The organism is Amycolatopsis nalaikhensis, from assembly GCF_030264295.1.
Lineage (GTDB): Bacteria > Actinomycetota > Actinomycetes > Mycobacteriales > Pseudonocardiaceae > Amycolatopsis > Amycolatopsis nalaikhensis.
Map to the genome: position 1 here is coordinate 8810708 of NZ_CP127173.1, position 14633 is coordinate 8825340.

15 protein-coding genes are annotated in these 14633 nt (G+C 72.4%); 6 read left to right on the plus strand and 9 right to left on the minus strand.

Annotation, left to right across the window (positions count from 1 at the left end; all coding sequences use genetic code 11):
* The gene (locus QP939_RS42720; protein ID WP_285452423.1) at nucleotides 1-372 is read left to right on the plus strand and encodes a hypothetical protein; all 372 of its coding nucleotides are present in this window, start codon (nucleotides 1-3) and stop codon (nucleotides 370-372) included.
* Here the strand turns inward: QP939_RS42720 and QP939_RS42725 are convergent.
* Nucleotides 333-1340 (minus strand): LysR family transcriptional regulator, encoded by a 1008-nt coding sequence (locus QP939_RS42725; RefSeq protein WP_285452425.1) that lies wholly within the window; start codon nucleotides 1338-1340, stop codon nucleotides 333-335. The genes QP939_RS42720 and QP939_RS42725 overlap by 40 nt on opposite strands.
* A gap of 87 nt (nucleotides 1341-1427) precedes the next feature.
* Between QP939_RS42725 and QP939_RS42730 the strand changes: the two genes are divergently transcribed.
* From QP939_RS42730 to QP939_RS42740, 3 genes are read left to right on the plus strand one after another with little or no spacing between them, the layout of a single operon-like run.
* Nucleotides 1428-2027, plus strand: a complete 600-nt coding sequence (locus QP939_RS42730; protein WP_285452427.1) for a hypothetical protein — start codon at nucleotides 1428-1430, stop codon at nucleotides 2025-2027.
* On the plus strand, nucleotides 2024-2383 hold the full coding sequence (locus QP939_RS42735; protein ID WP_285452429.1) for an SgcJ/EcaC family oxidoreductase: 360 nt from the start codon (nucleotides 2024-2026) through the stop codon (nucleotides 2381-2383). Before QP939_RS42730 ends, QP939_RS42735 begins: the two co-directional genes overlap by 4 nt.
* Nucleotides 2380-2796, plus strand: coding sequence for a VOC family protein (locus QP939_RS42740; RefSeq protein WP_285452431.1), 417 nt, complete (start codon nucleotides 2380-2382; stop codon nucleotides 2794-2796). The genes QP939_RS42735 and QP939_RS42740 overlap by 4 nt, the downstream gene beginning before the upstream one ends.
* Here QP939_RS42740 and QP939_RS42745 read toward each other — a convergent pair.
* Both QP939_RS42745 and QP939_RS42750 read right to left on the minus strand, forming a co-directional pair.
* Nucleotides 2787-3152, minus strand: a complete 366-nt coding sequence (locus tag QP939_RS42745; protein ID WP_285452433.1) for a hypothetical protein — start codon at nucleotides 3150-3152, stop codon at nucleotides 2787-2789. The genes QP939_RS42740 and QP939_RS42745 overlap by 10 nt on opposite strands.
* Before the next feature lie 133 nt (nucleotides 3153-3285).
* Nucleotides 3286-4317, minus strand: a complete 1032-nt coding sequence (locus QP939_RS42750) for an ion channel (protein WP_285452435.1) — start codon at nucleotides 4315-4317, stop codon at nucleotides 3286-3288.
* A 196-nt stretch (nucleotides 4318-4513) separates the two neighbouring features.
* On the opposite strand from QP939_RS42750, the gene QP939_RS42755 reads away from it, so the two are divergent.
* A complete protein-coding gene (locus tag QP939_RS42755; RefSeq protein ID WP_285452437.1) occupies nucleotides 4514-6541 on the plus strand; it encodes a glycosyl hydrolase family 65 domain-containing protein in 2028 nt (675 codons plus the stop codon).
* On the opposite strand, the gene QP939_RS42760 is transcribed toward QP939_RS42755, so the two are convergent.
* The 6 genes from QP939_RS42760 to QP939_RS42785 all read right to left on the minus strand — a co-directional run bounded on the left by QP939_RS42760 (nucleotide 6538) and on the right by QP939_RS42785 (nucleotide 13928).
* Entirely contained in the window at nucleotides 6538-7329 is a 792-nt protein-coding gene (locus QP939_RS42760; RefSeq protein ID WP_285452439.1) for an FkbM family methyltransferase, read from the minus strand. The two genes, QP939_RS42755 and QP939_RS42760, sit on opposite strands and share 4 nt — an antisense overlap.
* 4 nt (nucleotides 7330-7333) lie before the next feature.
* On the minus strand, nucleotides 7334-7666 hold the full coding sequence (locus QP939_RS42765) for a hypothetical protein (RefSeq protein WP_285452441.1): 333 nt from the start codon (nucleotides 7664-7666) through the stop codon (nucleotides 7334-7336).
* Nucleotides 7667-7806: 140 nt separating this feature from the next.
* Nucleotides 7807-8661 carry a ferredoxin family protein gene (locus QP939_RS42770; RefSeq protein WP_285452443.1) on the minus strand — a complete coding sequence of 285 codons (855 nt, stop codon included), beginning with the start codon at nucleotides 8659-8661 and terminating at the stop codon, nucleotides 7807-7809.
* Between the two features lie 137 nt (nucleotides 8662-8798).
* Nucleotides 8799-9986 (minus strand): cupin domain-containing protein, encoded by a 1188-nt coding sequence (locus tag QP939_RS42775; protein ID WP_285452445.1) that lies wholly within the window; start codon nucleotides 9984-9986, stop codon nucleotides 8799-8801.
* A gap of 13 nt (nucleotides 9987-9999) precedes the next feature.
* Entirely contained in the window at nucleotides 10000-10131 is a 132-nt protein-coding gene (locus QP939_RS42780) for a hypothetical protein (protein WP_285452447.1), read from the minus strand.
* A 98-nt stretch (nucleotides 10132-10229) separates the two neighbouring features.
* Complete coding sequence (locus QP939_RS42785) at nucleotides 10230-13928, minus strand: CARDB domain-containing protein (RefSeq protein ID WP_285452449.1); 3699 nt, start codon at nucleotides 13926-13928, stop codon at nucleotides 10230-10232.
* Nucleotides 13929-14069: 141 nt separating this feature from the next.
* Here QP939_RS42785 and QP939_RS42790 point away from each other — a divergent pair, with 141 nt between their 5' ends.
* On the plus strand, nucleotides 14070-14630 hold the full coding sequence (locus tag QP939_RS42790; protein WP_285452451.1) for a TetR/AcrR family transcriptional regulator: 561 nt from the start codon (nucleotides 14070-14072) through the stop codon (nucleotides 14628-14630).
* Nucleotides 14631-14633 lie beyond the last annotated feature (3 nt).

Genomic DNA, 14633 nt, shown 5'->3' on the forward strand with positions numbered 1-14633 from the left:
GTGGACGGTTCACCGTGGCGCACCGAGCAGGGCAGGCTCGCGAGGCACAACCAGCTGGTGCTGCTCGCCCGCGGCGAAGGCGACCTCGCCGACTTCGCCCGCGACGTCCTCGCGGGGCGGGCGAAAGCGGAAGACGTGCTCTACCGGTCCTACTTGGACGAAAGCACCCTGGCCGCCGCGCACGAGGGCATCGACGAGTGGCACGCCCTGCCGGAAGCCGAGCAGCAGGCCGCCATCGCCGTCGCCGACGCGCGGACCCGGGAGGAGATCACCGCCCTCGCGGCACTCGACCTCACCGAACCCGAACCGGAGCCCGAACCCGACGACGACGATCACGACTTCGGCGCCGGGTTCCTCAAGTCGGGCTGGTGACGGTCCGGGGGCAGCGCGAACGCCGCCCCGCCGTCGTGCCACCAGCGCCGGTAGAACGCCGCCCCCTCGACCAAGGCCAGGTAACCCTCCTGGATCTCTTCGCACAGCTCGTCGACGAGCGAGGCGAGCGCGGAGTCCGTGCGCCACGCGAGGACCAGGTCGCGGTGCAGCGGCGTGCCTGCGAGCGCGAGGGTCGCCAGGCCGTCGCGGGCCGTGCCGATCGGGTAGAGCGGGCACAGCGCGCGGTTGCCCGCGGTGAGCGCGAACGCCACGTGCGCCTCGGTCGTGAAGTGCGTGATGCGCTGGGCGAACCCGGCCGACGCGCAGACGCGGGCGAAGTACTCGTTCATCCCGCTGTCGTCGGGGTCGGGCATCACCCACTTCTCGTCGGCCAGGGCGGCGAGCTCGATCTCGCCGCGCGCGGCCAGCGGGTGCCGGGCCGAGACGCCGACGAAGAACGGCTCCCGCAGCAGCAGCCGGTGTTCGACGCCTTCGGGCAGGGCCAGCGGGAAGCCGGGGAACTCGCGCAGCACGGCGACGTCGAGCTCGCCGGAGCGCAGCAACACCGTGAGCGTGCCCGTCTCGCGGATCGTGCGGCTGGTCACCTCCCGCCGCGGCACCAGCGTCGTGAGCGCGTTGACGAGCAGGCTGAACTGCTGCGCCGGGATCCCGCCCACCTTGAGCGGCGCGCCCGCCTCGCTGCGGGCGTTCACGCGGGCGGTGCGCTGCAGGACTTCGAACTGGCGCAGCAGGTTCCGCGCGTCGCGCACGAGCTCGGCCCCGGCGTGGGTGGGCAGCACGCCGTCGGCCGAGCGGACGAACAGCGGGCCGCCGAAGAAGCGCTCGATCCGCTTCAGCTGCGTCGTCACCGCGGGCTGGCTCAGGTGCAGCCGCGCGGCGGCCCGGCGCAGGCTCCCGGCGTCGGCGACCTCGACCACGAGCTCCAGGTGCCTGATCTCCAAGCGCATGATCGGCAACGTTATCGCCCCCTGCAATAGGGCCGGTCCCGTGACGACGATGGCCGCGCGGCCCGGCGCGCGGTTACGTTCCCCCGCGTGACAGTTCTGGTTTCCGTTCCGGTGAGCGGGAAGTCGGCCCTTCCCGTGCTGTTCCCCGATTCCGTGCTCCGCCGGTTCCTCGACGCGGCCGCCGCCGAATACTCCCGCATCACCCCCGACGAACCGAGACCGTGCTTCGCGGTGCTGCTCGGCACGGTCACGCCGGACGCGACGGTGGTGGCGGACCTCGCCTTCGGCCGCAACGCGCGCACGACCGACCCGGGCGCCCGCGCGGAGTTCGCGACGGCGATCGTCCCGCGGTTCGGGTCCGCCTACGAAAACCCGGTCCGCGCCTGGTGGTTCGAGCCCGCCGACCTGCTGCGCGTGGCCCGCGCAGCCGAAGCGCGCGGCCTCGACGTGCTCGGCTCCATCCACCTGCACCCGGACTGGCACCGGCTCGGGCCGGACTGCGAACGCGACCGCCCGCTCAGCGAACGCCCGACGCCGATGGACGAATACGTGTTCCGCGGCGCGGGCTGGCCGCTGAACGTCGTCTGCTACCTCGAACGCCGGGACGGCCGGTTCTACTACTCACTGGCGGCGTGGGACGGCGACTGCGCGCCGCTGCCCTTCCGCGCGGAACTGGGGGAAGCGTGATCCACGCACTGTGGCGGACGATGGCGGCGGGCTGGAACGCGGGCGACGCCGCACTTTTCGCTTCCGTCTTCGCCGCCGACGTCGATTTCGTGAACGTCCGCGGCGAAGCCCTCCTCGGCCGCGACGCGGTAGAAGCCGGGCACGCGCGGCTCTTCGAGACGGCTTACCGCGGGACGACGCTGAGCGCGACCGTGACGCTGGTGCGGCCGTTGACGCCGGAGCTTTCCCTGGTGCACGCGATGTCGGAGATCCACCCCGCCGGAGTCGTGACGCACGCCCAAGCCGTGGTCCGGCACGCCGGAGCGCCCGAGATCGCCGCCTTCCACAACATGATCCCGAAAGGACCCGCCGCATGACCCGCCCCCGGCTCCGCCACCTCGCCTTCGTCGTGCGGGACGCGCGGCGCATGGCCGAGTTCTACCGCACGCACTTCGGCATGGAGCTGTTCCACACCGACCCGGACGGCAGCCACTTCGTCACCGACGGGTACCTCAACCTGGCCCTCATCCAGCAGCAGCTGAGCGGCGACGTCCCGACCGGGTTCAACCACTTCGGCTTCGACGTCCCGGCGGTGGCCCCGGTGGCCGAATCCCTGGCCGAAGCGGGGGTCCCGCGGCCGGTGCTGCGCGGCGGGGACCGGCCGTTCGCCGAGTACCGGGCGATCGACCCCGAGGGCAACTGGTTCGACCTGTCCGAACACGGGTTCCTGCCCCCGGCGGCGCGGGACGACGCCGGGAGCGTCCACTCCGGACCGGAGGGTCAGCGGTAGGGCGCGCCGCGCGGAGCCTGGCGGACGGGGCGCTGGCCCTGCTGCTGCCGGGGCGGCGGCGGGCCCGGACGCCGGGCCGGCCCGCGGTCCGCCGGGCGCGGCGGGCGGCCCTGCGCCGGGCGCGGAGCCCGTGCGGGAGCCTCGGGCTCCGGCTCGCGGGGCGCGCGAGCGGGACGGTTCGCCCAGGAGTCGAAGAGCAGGATCAACCCCGCGAAGACGGCGCAGCCGAGCCCGAGCGCCACGTTGACCAGCGCGCCGAGGATCCCGGCGACGAGCAGCACGGGCAGCACGGCCATCAGGCAATACGGGTCGATCCGGCCGAACTTCGGGCGGGACGGCCCCTCGCGGGGACTCACCGCGCGACCTCCGAGTTCCTTCGCGACATCGGTGCAGTATGGAACACTCCGCCCGGCTCGGCCAGTGACGCGGCACACGGCCGGGATCCGGACAAACCGACCTTATCATCCACGGTCCGCGGGACGCCGCTGCTCAGGCCGCTCGCAGGGCCGTCTCGACCTCGGCGCCGGTGAGCCGCTTCGGGCCGACGTAGTACAGCACCGCGCCGGCCGCGAGCTCCGCGTCCCACGCGGGGTTCACCACCAGGTCGGCGCCCGTGCGCACGGCCAGCACCGTCGCGCCGAACGCCCGCCCGAGCGCCAGCCGGCAGCGCTCGGCGGGGAGCCGCCCCAGTGACTCGGGCAGCGTCACCGAGAACGTGTCGGCGCCGCCCGCGGTCATCAGCTCCGCGTAGACCTCGGCGATGCCCGGCGAGGTCAGCTCCTCGCTGACCATCCGCGGCACGTGCCACTGCACGCAGCGGATCCGCGGGTCGACGTAGCGCACCAGCTCGGCCCGCTCGAGGTCCCGCAGGGTCACCACGACGTGCGCCGCCGGGTTGGCGTGGTCCACGGTGACCGCGACGGCCAGCGCCGCGTTGTCGTCGGCCATGTCCACCAGGACGGCGGCGGCGCGCGGCACGCCCGCCCTGGCCAGGACGTCGGCCGCGGTCGGGTCACCGCGGACGAACCGCACCGGCCCGCCGGGCATCGGGTGCTCCGGCACCTCCTCGCCGGCGCAGAGGACCAGCGCGGTCACGCCGTCGGCGACGAGCTGGGCCACGATCCGTTCGGTCCGCCCGGCCGTGTACCCGATCAGCACCGTGTGCCCGGCCGACCGCACCGGCTCCGTCCCCTGCATCCGCCGTCCCTTCGCCTGCTCCAGCCGGCCCGCGAGCTTGGTGAACACCGTCGTGAGCGTGGCGATGCCGCCGACGATCACGTAGCCGCCCACGAACCGCCCCGCGACGGTCTCGGGCGAGAAGTCGCCGTAACCGACCGTGGCGGCCGTGACGACGAAGTACCACCAGTACGTGCCCGGCCGGACCAGCTCGCTGCCCGCCGGCTCGGCCAGCGCCATCAGCGGCCAGCTCGTCGCGAACACGACGGTCACGACCGCGACCGGCAGCGCCCAGCCCCGGTGCAGCACCCAGCGGGCGAACAGCCGCGAGACGAAGAACGGCACCGGGCCCTCCTCACCGAACGCGACCGGGTTCCGTCACCCGATCACACGGTGCGACCGGGCACAACGGTCTTTACCGGACCGTGACGGCCCCGCCGCCGCCGGACAGAAACGGACAGAAATGCCGTGTTCCCAGGGAAAAGCCGACTTTCCGTGGTGCACTGTCTCCGGTCTGACGGCACTGAAAGGGGTACGCGCGATGAGGAAACGGTCCCGCACCGCTTCGCTGGTCCTCGCCGTGGCGGTCGCCGGCGGCGTCGTGGCCGGGGCGGGCTTGGCCGACGGCGCTCCCGCGCCGCCCACCCTCGAGTTCGCGAACCCGGAAAGCCAAGCCCTGCTCGGCACGGCGTACACCGCGGCCCTCGGCAACCTGCTGCGCACCAACACGATCGCCTACGACCCGCGCTACGACAAGACCGGCCTGCTCGACCCCGCGGTCGGCATCGTGCGCGCGGGCGGCGGTTACGCCCAGCCGTGGACGCGCGACGCGTCGATCAACAGCTGGAACGCCACGAGCCTGCTCGACCCGGCGCTCGCGCGGAACACCCTGTGGGCCGTGGTCGACGAGGACGCCACCGGCGCCCCGCGCGTCCAGCAGGACGACCAGCAGTGGGACCAGGTCGTCTGGGTGACCGCCGCGTGGCACCACTACCTCGTCACCGGCGACCGGACGTTCCTCGACACCGCCTACCGCACGGCCGCGGACACGCTGACGATCCGCGAGCACGCCACCACCGCCGGGTACAACGCCACCTACGGGCTGTTCACCGGCGCGTCGTTCTTCAACGACGGCATCGCCGGGTACCCCGCGCCGCCCGCCGACGCGACCGAGTCGGTCAGCACCGGCAGCATGCCGTGGCCGGGTGTGGCGAGCGGGATGTACTTGAGCACCAACGAGCTTTACTACGCCGCGTACGTGAACGCCGCGAACATGGCCGAGCAGCTGCACCGGCCGGGCGCGGAAGCCGCCGGGTTCCGGGCGAAGGCCACCGCGCTGAAGGCCGCGATCAACCGGCACTTCTGGAACCCGGCCACCGGCCGCTACGACTACCAGCTGCTCGCCGACGGCTCCCGCGGCGCCTACCAGGAGGGCTCCGGGCTGGCATTCGCGATCCTGTTCGGCGTCGCGAACCCGGCGCAGGCCCGGTCGATCCTGGCCAACGCCCACGAGATGACGTGGGGCATGCCCGACACCTTCCCGAACTGGGACCGCTACTCCGACGCGCAGCCCGGACGGCACAACGCGATCGTCTGGCCGCTCGTGCAGGGCCTGTGGGCCAAAGCGCTGGCGCAGCAGGATGACGAGAACGCGTTCGCGGCGGAGACGGCCCGGCTGGCGAAGCTCGCCGGGGGCAACAGCGGATTCTGGGAGATCTACAACGGGAACACCGGCGTCGTCGACGGCGGGTACCAGCGGCTGGGCGACACCGTGAAGTTCCACTGGGGGTCCGAGCCCGACCAGACCTGGTCGGCGACGGCGTTCCTCGACATGGTCCACACCGGACTGTTCGGGCTGGGCTTCACCGACCGCGGGCTGGCGTTCACGCCCCGCCTCCCGGCGGGCTGGGGCGACGCGACCCTGCGCAACCTGCATTACCGCGGCGCGAACCTGACGATCGCGCTGCACGGGGCGGGCACCCGGGTCCGGTCCTTCTCGATCGACGGCAGGCCCGCGCCCGGCAACTCCGTCCCGGCCACGCTGACCGGCACGCACACCATCGACATCACGCTCACCGGGGCGGCCCCGGCCGACCGCGACGGCGACGGCGTGACCGACGCGCTGGACCGCTGCGCGGACACGGCGGGCACCGTAGAGGGCTGCCCCGACCCGGCGCACCTCGAGGCGGAAGACGCCCGCAACACCGGCGGCGCGAAGACGAACGTGAACCACACGGGGTACTCGGGCCGCGCGTTCCTCGACGGGCTCTGGGCGCAGGGCGCGTCGTCGTCGTTCACCGCGCACCGGACGTCGACCGGCGCCGAGTCCGGCACGCTCACGGTCCGGTACGCCAACGCCAACAACGACACCCGCACGATGACGCTGTCGGTCAACGGCGAGCGGGTGCGGCAGGTGAGCTTCCCGAAGGTTTCCGACAGCTGGGACGCCTGGGGCACGGCGACGTTCACCGACGTGCCGCTGAGCGGCCGCGACCCGGTGGTGACCCTGTCGTACGAGCCGGGCGACAACGGCTCGATCAACCTCGACTGGCTCGGGTACCGGTCCTAGCGCGTCGCGAACACCATCCCGATGTCCGCGGCCCGCTGGACGGCGTCCTGGCGCGCGTCGACCGTGAACCCGCGGGCCGCGAAGACCTCGCGGACGGCGTCGCGGTTCCGCTGCCAGCCCTCGACCTCGACGACCGCCTGGCGGACCAGCGGCCAGTGCCGGTCGTCGAGGCCGCGCAGCACGTCCAGCTCGGCGCCTTCGACGTCGACCTTGAGCAGGTCGATCCGGTCGATGCCGTGTTCGTCGAGCACGGGCGACAGCGGCCGGACCGCGACGCGGTGCGTCTCGAGCTGCCGCAGCACCCGCAGCTTGCGGCCGACCAGGCCGCGCAGCACCGGCGCGGGGATGCGCCGCAACGCCGGGCCCAGCCCGCCCCCGCGGATCATCTCCACCACGCTCGCGGTGACCCGGCGCCGCTCGGCTTCGACGGTGCCCTCGTTGCGCCACGACGACGAAAAGATGGTCGCGCCCGGGAAGTAGCTGAAGTCGAGTTCGTCCGGCGCGGCCGCCAGGCCGAACGGCAACGCGGTCAGCCGTCCGCCGAAGAACTCGCGGGCGTTGCGGTCCAGGGTTGCGAACAGCGGCGGCAGCGGCTCGAACGCGAAGATCCGGACGTCGCCGTCGAGCCGTTCGAAGACGGCGGCGGAGAACACGCCGACGTTGGCCCCGACGTCGAGGACCGTGGCACCGGGCGCCAGCTCGATCCCGGCGGCGAAGTAGCCGCCCACCTCCTCCCGCAGAAAAGCGACTTCCCACGGGTTGATGCTGTGCAAGCCGATCGCGTCCATCGGGCTACTTCGCGGCCAGCGCCGCCTTGATGTCGGCCACCAGTCTCCGGACCTGCCCGCGGTCGATGGCGTTGTAGCAGAACGTGGTCATGTCGATCTTGTCGCCGCCGCCCGCCGGGTTTTCGAGGACCGCGCCCGAGCCGCCGTCGACGTCGAAGTGCAGCCGGCCGGGCCGGGTCACGCCCGGTTCGACGTTGCTGACCCCCTTGACCCGCGAGACCGCGAACGAGTTCCGCGTGTTGTTGCCGAACGTGCCTTCCCGCAGCGCGGCACTGATCACGATCGTCCTGCCGTTGAAGGTGATCGAGCGCCGCCTCGAGTGGATGTAGTGGTGCACAACGCTTCCTCCCGCCGGGGACCGGGAGGATCACTGTAGGAGGCCGCCGATTTCGCGCGCAAGAACGCTGGGCCGGTCGCCCGATGCCGTTCGGCCGGGCGGAAGCCGGTACCCGCACCCGAATGGTCCGATGTGGACCCTCAGGCGGACGAGGCGAGGCGGGACGGCGTCGAGACCAGGCGCACCGACTCCACCGCGAACCCCGAAAGCACCAGGCGCGCCGAGCAGCGGCTCTCACCGGACGCCACCGACGGCACCCGCCGCAGGACCACCTCGTACGTCTGGCGCCCCGCCGCGACCACGACTCTGCGTGTATCCCCGTCGGTGTAGCTCGCGACGGCCTCGACCGCGTCCAGGCCGCGCAAGCCGGTGCGGCCCCGGACCGCGATCTCCGCGAACTGCTCCCACGAGCTGTCCGCCGACGTGCGGCCGCGCAGGTGCTCCAGCCGGACGTTGCCGGCCAGCGCCTCCTTGGCCACCAGCTCGGCCTCGGCCGCGCCGAGCCCGCCGTGCAGGAAGCCGTCCGGGACCGTCAGGAGGTTGCCCGCCCAGCGGTCGCCGCCGACGTGGCTCACCTCCCACACCAGGCCCGGGTGGTTCTGGGTCAGCCCGGTCACCACCGGCCGCCCGTACACCGCGCAGCACATGTCCTTGCTGCCGTGCGTGCAGACCAGGAACAGCGGGCCGGGCACCGGGGTGCCGTGGCCGCCGCGGCCCGCGGCCACGGCTTCCAGATCGAGGTTCGCGAGCTCGGCGAGGTCAGTGACCTCGAGCCGCTCGAGCCAGCGCCGGCCGGGGCGGCCGCTCGCGACGAACACCGTGCGCGGCGCGCCCGGCACCCGTGCGTGGCGCCCCGGCTTGCGGATGAGCAGCGGGCGCAGCCCGGCCTGGCGGGCGGCGTCGAGCAGGTGATCGGGGAAGGCCTCGGCCACCACGGTCTCGAGGGCGTCCGGCGCCCACGCGCCGGGCTGCTCGATGAGCAGCCACGACGTCATGTGCCCGGCGGTGCCCGCGGGCGGACCCCCGAGGGCTCGGGTCAGCGTGGCGCACCCCGGCGCCGCACCCTCGTGTCCGGCGCAAGCTCCCCCTGGTGCTCCGGAGCTCGACTTAGGCATGCCTAAGCGTACCTGACTCAGGCGGGGGCGAGCAGCCCCTGTGTGACCAACTCGCCGAGCAGGGCCCGGAGCGTCACTCCGTCGAGGGTCGGTGCGGCTTCGGTCAGCGCCCCGAACGAGCACGGGGCGCCCCCGAGCAACACGGCCAGCACCGGCCGCGCCGCGACCGCGAAGACCAGGCGTTTCCCGGCCGCGACCAGGGCGACCGTGCCTTCGCCCTCCTCGAGCGCGGCCCGCGGGGTGAGCAGCCGGACGGCGAAGTCGTCACCCGGCGGCAGCAGGTCGCCGGTCGCCGACCACGGCAGGCCGATCCGCGGGTGCGCCGGGGCCTGGGCGTCGCGATCGGCGAGGAACCGGTCCACCAGGTCGTCGGTCAGCAGCTCGGTGACCCGCTGGCGCAGCTCGACCGCCCGTTTCGTCCGGTACTCCGGCGCGGCGAACCGCGGCAGGTCCTCGCGGAACAGCTCGTCCGCGCGCACCTGGTCGGCGAGCCACGCCACCAGATCGACGCCGGTGGCCGCGTTGAACCCGATCGTCAGGTGCAGCGACTCCTCCCCGACCGCGGAGACGTCGTGCCAGTGCCCGCGCGGCACGTACAGCACGTCACCGTCCTCGAGCAGGAAGTCGTCGAGGGGCTCACCCTCCGGCCGCGGCGGCAGCTCGACGTCCCGCTGCAGCGGCGACGGCCGGGTGACGCCGTGCAGCCGCCACCGCTTCCGGCCGGAGAGCTGGATGATGAACGCGTCGTGGTCGTCCCAGTGCACGTCGAAGCCGTGCGTGGTCCCCCACCCCGCGTAGAGGTTGACCTGGACGCGTTCGCGCAGCTCGTGTTCCAGCCGCGCGGCGAGGTCGCCGACCGGGTCGACGAGCTCGTTGACCGAGTCGAGCACGAGGGTCGCCCCGGCCCGCAATTGCTCCGAGAAGGGCGCCGAGAGCACTCGGGGCACCAGCCCGGTGCGGCGCGTCTGCACCATCTCGGTGTAGGTGTGCGCGGGCACGACCTCGCCGTCGCGGGCGAGGCGCAGCCGCGGGAAGTCCAGGCGGTGCTGCCGCAGCACGCGGTCGAGGTCCCGCCACGGGAGCAGGGCGGCGAACCGTCCCTTTTCGCCGGTGAACCTTCGCGGTGCCCGGCCCAGCACGTCATCGAAGAACTGGCCGACCTCGAGGGGTGCCACGAGGTCGGCCAGTCCGGGGATCTCCGTCACGACGGCGGTGTTCCTAGTCGTTGCCGTCGTTGTCGGCCACCGCGCCGTTGGCCTTGCCGCGGTCCACGGCCGTCGTCAGCGTCTCGACGCTGAGCAGCAGGCCGCTGGCCGGTGCCGGGTTGTCTGCCGTGTGTTCCTGTCCCATCCGGACCTCCCAAAACATCGACGACTGGCCGCCCCCACGCTAACCCACCGGCGGCGTGGCGGTCATCGATCATTTGAGTTATCCCCGGCCCGCCACCGCTACCCGGGGCGACGGGCCGTCGAGACCACGGCCGGGACGGGTGCGCCGTTGATCACGAACTGCGAACCGGGTTCACGGACGACGTCACCGGCCGCCGAGTTCGAGATCGTCACGTTCGTCAAGGTCGCGCTGCCGCGGGCGCCGCTCATCGCCAGGATGCCCGCGCCGTTGTTCGACTTGTCGATCTTGACGTTCGTGATCGCCACGTTCGGCATGTTCCCGCCACCGGTCTTGAACTGGATGCCGTCGTAGGTCGAATCGTGGATCTCGGTGTCCCGCAGGGTGACCCCGGTGATGTCCTTGCCCTGCGCGAAGAACGTGACCGCGCCGAACTTCTGCTGCTCGCCCCAGAAGACCCCGCCGCAGCGGTAGAGGGCGTTGTTCGCGATCACCGTCTGGCCGGAGAACGGCAGCGGGTCGTGGTCGGTCGCCAGCATGATCCCCGGGTAGTTCATCGTGTCGTGGATCAGGTTGTTCTCGATCCGGTTGCCGTAGCCGCCGTAGATCGCGACGCCGTTGGCGCGCCACGGGAGCTGGATCGTGTTGTTGGCGAACACGTTGTCGTGCGCGATGTCCACCGACGGGTCCTTCACGTACTGGTTCGCCCACACCGCGAGCGAGTCGTCACCGGTGGTGCGGAACGCCGAGTCGAACACCTTCGAGTTCCGCGTGCCGTTGGTGAAGTTGATGCCGTCGGCGTAGGTGTCGCGGATGCGCATGCCGCTGAACTCGAGCCCGTCGGCCGGACCCCACAGCTCGGGCTTGTTGCTGTAGTCGCGGCCGACCCACACGCCGACGTTGGCGTGCTCGATCCAGACGTTCGAGATCTTCGTGCCGGTGCCGAACCGGCCGTTGAGGCCGACCCCGCCTTCGGCACCGCCGTCCCCGCCGCGGATCCGGCCGGAACCGAAGATCGCGATGTCGGACAGCTGCACGTTCTTGTCGATGTCGAAGCCGAAGTTGCCTTCGTGCGGGTGGTTGATGGTGTTCGCGTCCTGCGGCTGGATGAGCGAGTACAGCTGCGAGCGCCACATGCCGGCCCCGCGGATCGTCACGTTGGAGATGCCGACCTGGTTGTACTGGCCGCCGCCGTTGGGCACGGTCGGGTCGTCGGTGAGGATCTTCGCCTCCTGCCGCCACTGTCCTTCCGGGATCCAGACGCAGGCGATCTTGCCGTTCTGGTCGTCGGTGACCGCCCGCTGGATCGCCGGGGCGTCGTCGACACCGTCGTTCGGCACCGCGCCGTACTCGGTGATCGACGTGCACTCCGCCGGCTTCGGCAGCGCGGGGGCGACCTGCTCCAGGTCGACCAGGTCGATCACGTAGAAGGACGCGTTGTCGCCGCTGTCGCGCTGCAGCTTGAACTTCGTGCCCGGCGGGTAGGACTGCGCCAGCAGGGCGTGCGACTCGTCGAAGAGCCGCCGCGCGTCCGCCTGCGGGGTGTTCGTCAGGCCCTCGGGGTCGTCGGTCGTGCCGTAGAGCCAGCTGTGGACCGACGACAGCGTCAGCTTCTGCGCGAACGTGCCGTTGACGTACAGGCTGAGCGTGTAGTCCTGGCCGCCGCCACCCGGTGCGTCCGGCACCGAGTTCCGGACGACGATCGAGTTCGCCTGGTTCGCCGAGGTGAACTCGACGTATTGGCCCTGGTTCGCCAGCCGCACGGACTTGCGGCCGGAGGACTCGGTCGCGAAGTTCGTGTGCCCGAACGTGCGCAGCGGGTCGGCCTCCAGCAGCTGGCCCTGGTACTGCGCGCTTTCCGCTTCGTACTCGGTGTACGGCACGGCCGCGCCGCGGCCCACCACGATCGAGCGCGAGAGCCCGTTGTTGGACTCGTTGGTCTCCGCGACGGTGTTGGTGGCGTCGGCGGTGGCCGTGAGGGTCGCGCCGCCGCTGGTGGCCGTCCACGTGCCGGAGATGGCGACCTCTGCCGTGGCTCCCGCCGCGATCGCGCCCGTGGTGCCGGTCAGCGTCGTGCCGCCGACCGCCAGCCGCGTCACCGAGGTGCCCGCGCCGCTGGTGCCGCGGTTGTGGACCGAGACGGTGAACGACACCGCGGTGCCGGCCGCCGGGTTCGGCGGGTTCGACGTGATGCCGGTGACCTCGAGGTCCGGTCCCGGTGCCTGGGCGATCACCAGCGGCGTCGGCGACGTGTAGGTGTTGTTGGCTTCGTCCTGCTCGGCCACCACGCCGGTGGGGTCGGCCGTGGCGGACACGCCGTAGCTGCCCTGCGGCCGCGTCCCGGCGTTCACGGTGACCGTGGTGGACGCGCCCGCGGCGAGCGGGGCGACGGCCGCCGAACCGGCGACGGTGCCGCCGAGGCTGACGTTCACCGTGGTGGCGCCCGCGTTCGCGGTGCCCGCGTTCTTCACGGTCGCCGCGACGGTGACCTGGCTGGTCTCGTCCGGGCTGGCCGGGGTCCAGGTGGTGCCGGTGACGACCAGGTCCGGGTTCGGCGCGGGCGTGCCGAACACCTGCAGCTCGGCGACCTGCGCGCCGGGCGCGCCGGAGTTGGCCGAGAACTGCAGCCGCACGTCGGCGGCGCGGCCGCTCACCGGGATGGTCACGGTGTTCTGGTTGGCCGCCGGGTCGAAGCGGTAGTCGGCACCGGCCTTCAGCGAGGTGAACGCGGTGGCGCCCTGGCCGCGGCCGAGGACCTCGAAGGTCTGCGTCCGCGCGGCCCAGATCGGGTCCGGGTTCAGCTTGACGACGACCTGGTCGAGGTCGGCGTCCGCGCCCAGCTTCACGGTCAGCGAGTTCGGGTAGCCCGCGGCGGACTCCCAGTAGGTGCTCGTGTTCCCGTCGTTTGCCTTGGCCGCGACGAAGTCGAAGGCCGACGACGACGCTTCGATCGGCTTGCCGGTGGCGAGGTTCTGGCCGGCCTGGGTGCCCTGGCGCACGACGTGGTTGCTGTCGGCGGACTCGTGGCCCGCCGCGTCCTTGGCGCGCACGAAGTACTCGACGCGCGTGCCCGCGGGCCGGGCCTCGGTGAACGTGGTGCCGGTGACCGTGGTGACGGCGGCACCGTCGCGGTAGACGGTGTAGCCGGTGACGCCGACGTCGTCGGTCGAGGCCGCCCAGTTCAGCGCGACCTGCCCGGAGCCGGGCTCGGTCAGGGTGAGGTTCGCGGGCGCGCTCGGCGGCTGGGTGTCACCGGAGTCCGGGCCGTACAGCTCGAACTCGGCCAGCTGCGCGGCGGGCCACTGCGTGTTGGCCGTGATGGTGAGCCGGACGTACCGGGTCGACGCCGTCACGGGGATCGTGACGGTGTTCGCGCTGGGCGCGAAGGCGTACCCGGTCGCCGCGGCGAGGTCGGTGAACGCCGTGCCGTCGGTGCTGCCGCGCACGGTCAGGGTCTGGGTGCGGGCCTCCCAGCCGGTGGGGAGCTTCAGCACCAGCCGCGAGAGCGGCTTGACCGACCCGAGGTCGGCCTGGATCCACTGCGGGAACGCGTTGTTCGCCGACTCCCAGTAGGTGGCCTGGTTGCCGTCGACGGCGTTCGAGACCGGGTAGCCCGGCAAGGCGCTGCTCGCCGAAACCGTGCGGGTCAGCGGCACTTCCGCGAGGGCGGCGAGGCCGGGTGGGGCGGCGGTGGCGGCCGGCGGTGGACCGGCCGCGGCGGCGGCGAGGGAGAGCCCGGCGGCGGAGAGGCCCACGGCGAGGAAACCGGCGACGAGCCGGGACAGGCGCATGCGTGTCATGGCGTCTTCTCTTCTTTGAGACGGCAGGGAGGGGAGCCAGAGCGGTACGAGCATGCAACAACTGGGAGACAACATGCAAGAATCTGACATGACTCAGAAAAATTGCGACGACAACCGGCCGGTCGGACAAAGTAGGTCCAGTTGACGAAGTGGGCAAAGGCTGTCAATCCACCCGGCGAGCGGGCGGCGGCGATCCTCGACGCGGCGACCGGGGTGTTCCTGCGCTACGGCTACCGCAAGACGTCGATGGACGACCTCGCCCGCGCGGCGGGCCTGTCCCGCCAGGGGCTCTACCTGCATTTCCGGACGAAGGAGGCGCTGTTCGACGCGGTGGTCGAGCACCTGGCCGGATCAGTGCGCGAGACGGCCCTGAACGCACTCGCCGACGGCGGCCGCACGGTGGCCGACCGCCTCGCCGACGCGCTCGCGGCCGTCCACGACAGCCCGGCGAGCACCGGCTTGCGGGAACTGACCGGCGAACTTCCGGCGCGGCTTCACCACGACGTCGTCGCGGCCATCGCGGACTTGGTGCGGCGCAATGGGATCGAGTCCCGGTGGCGCGAGCACGGCGTCACCGCCGACGAACTGGCCGAGCACCTGTTCACCGCGTCGTCCGGCGCGCGACCGGACCGCCGCCGGGAGCAGATGGCCGTCGCCGTGCGCATCGTGACGCGCGGCGGGTGTCCGCAAAGGACCGTTTGACGC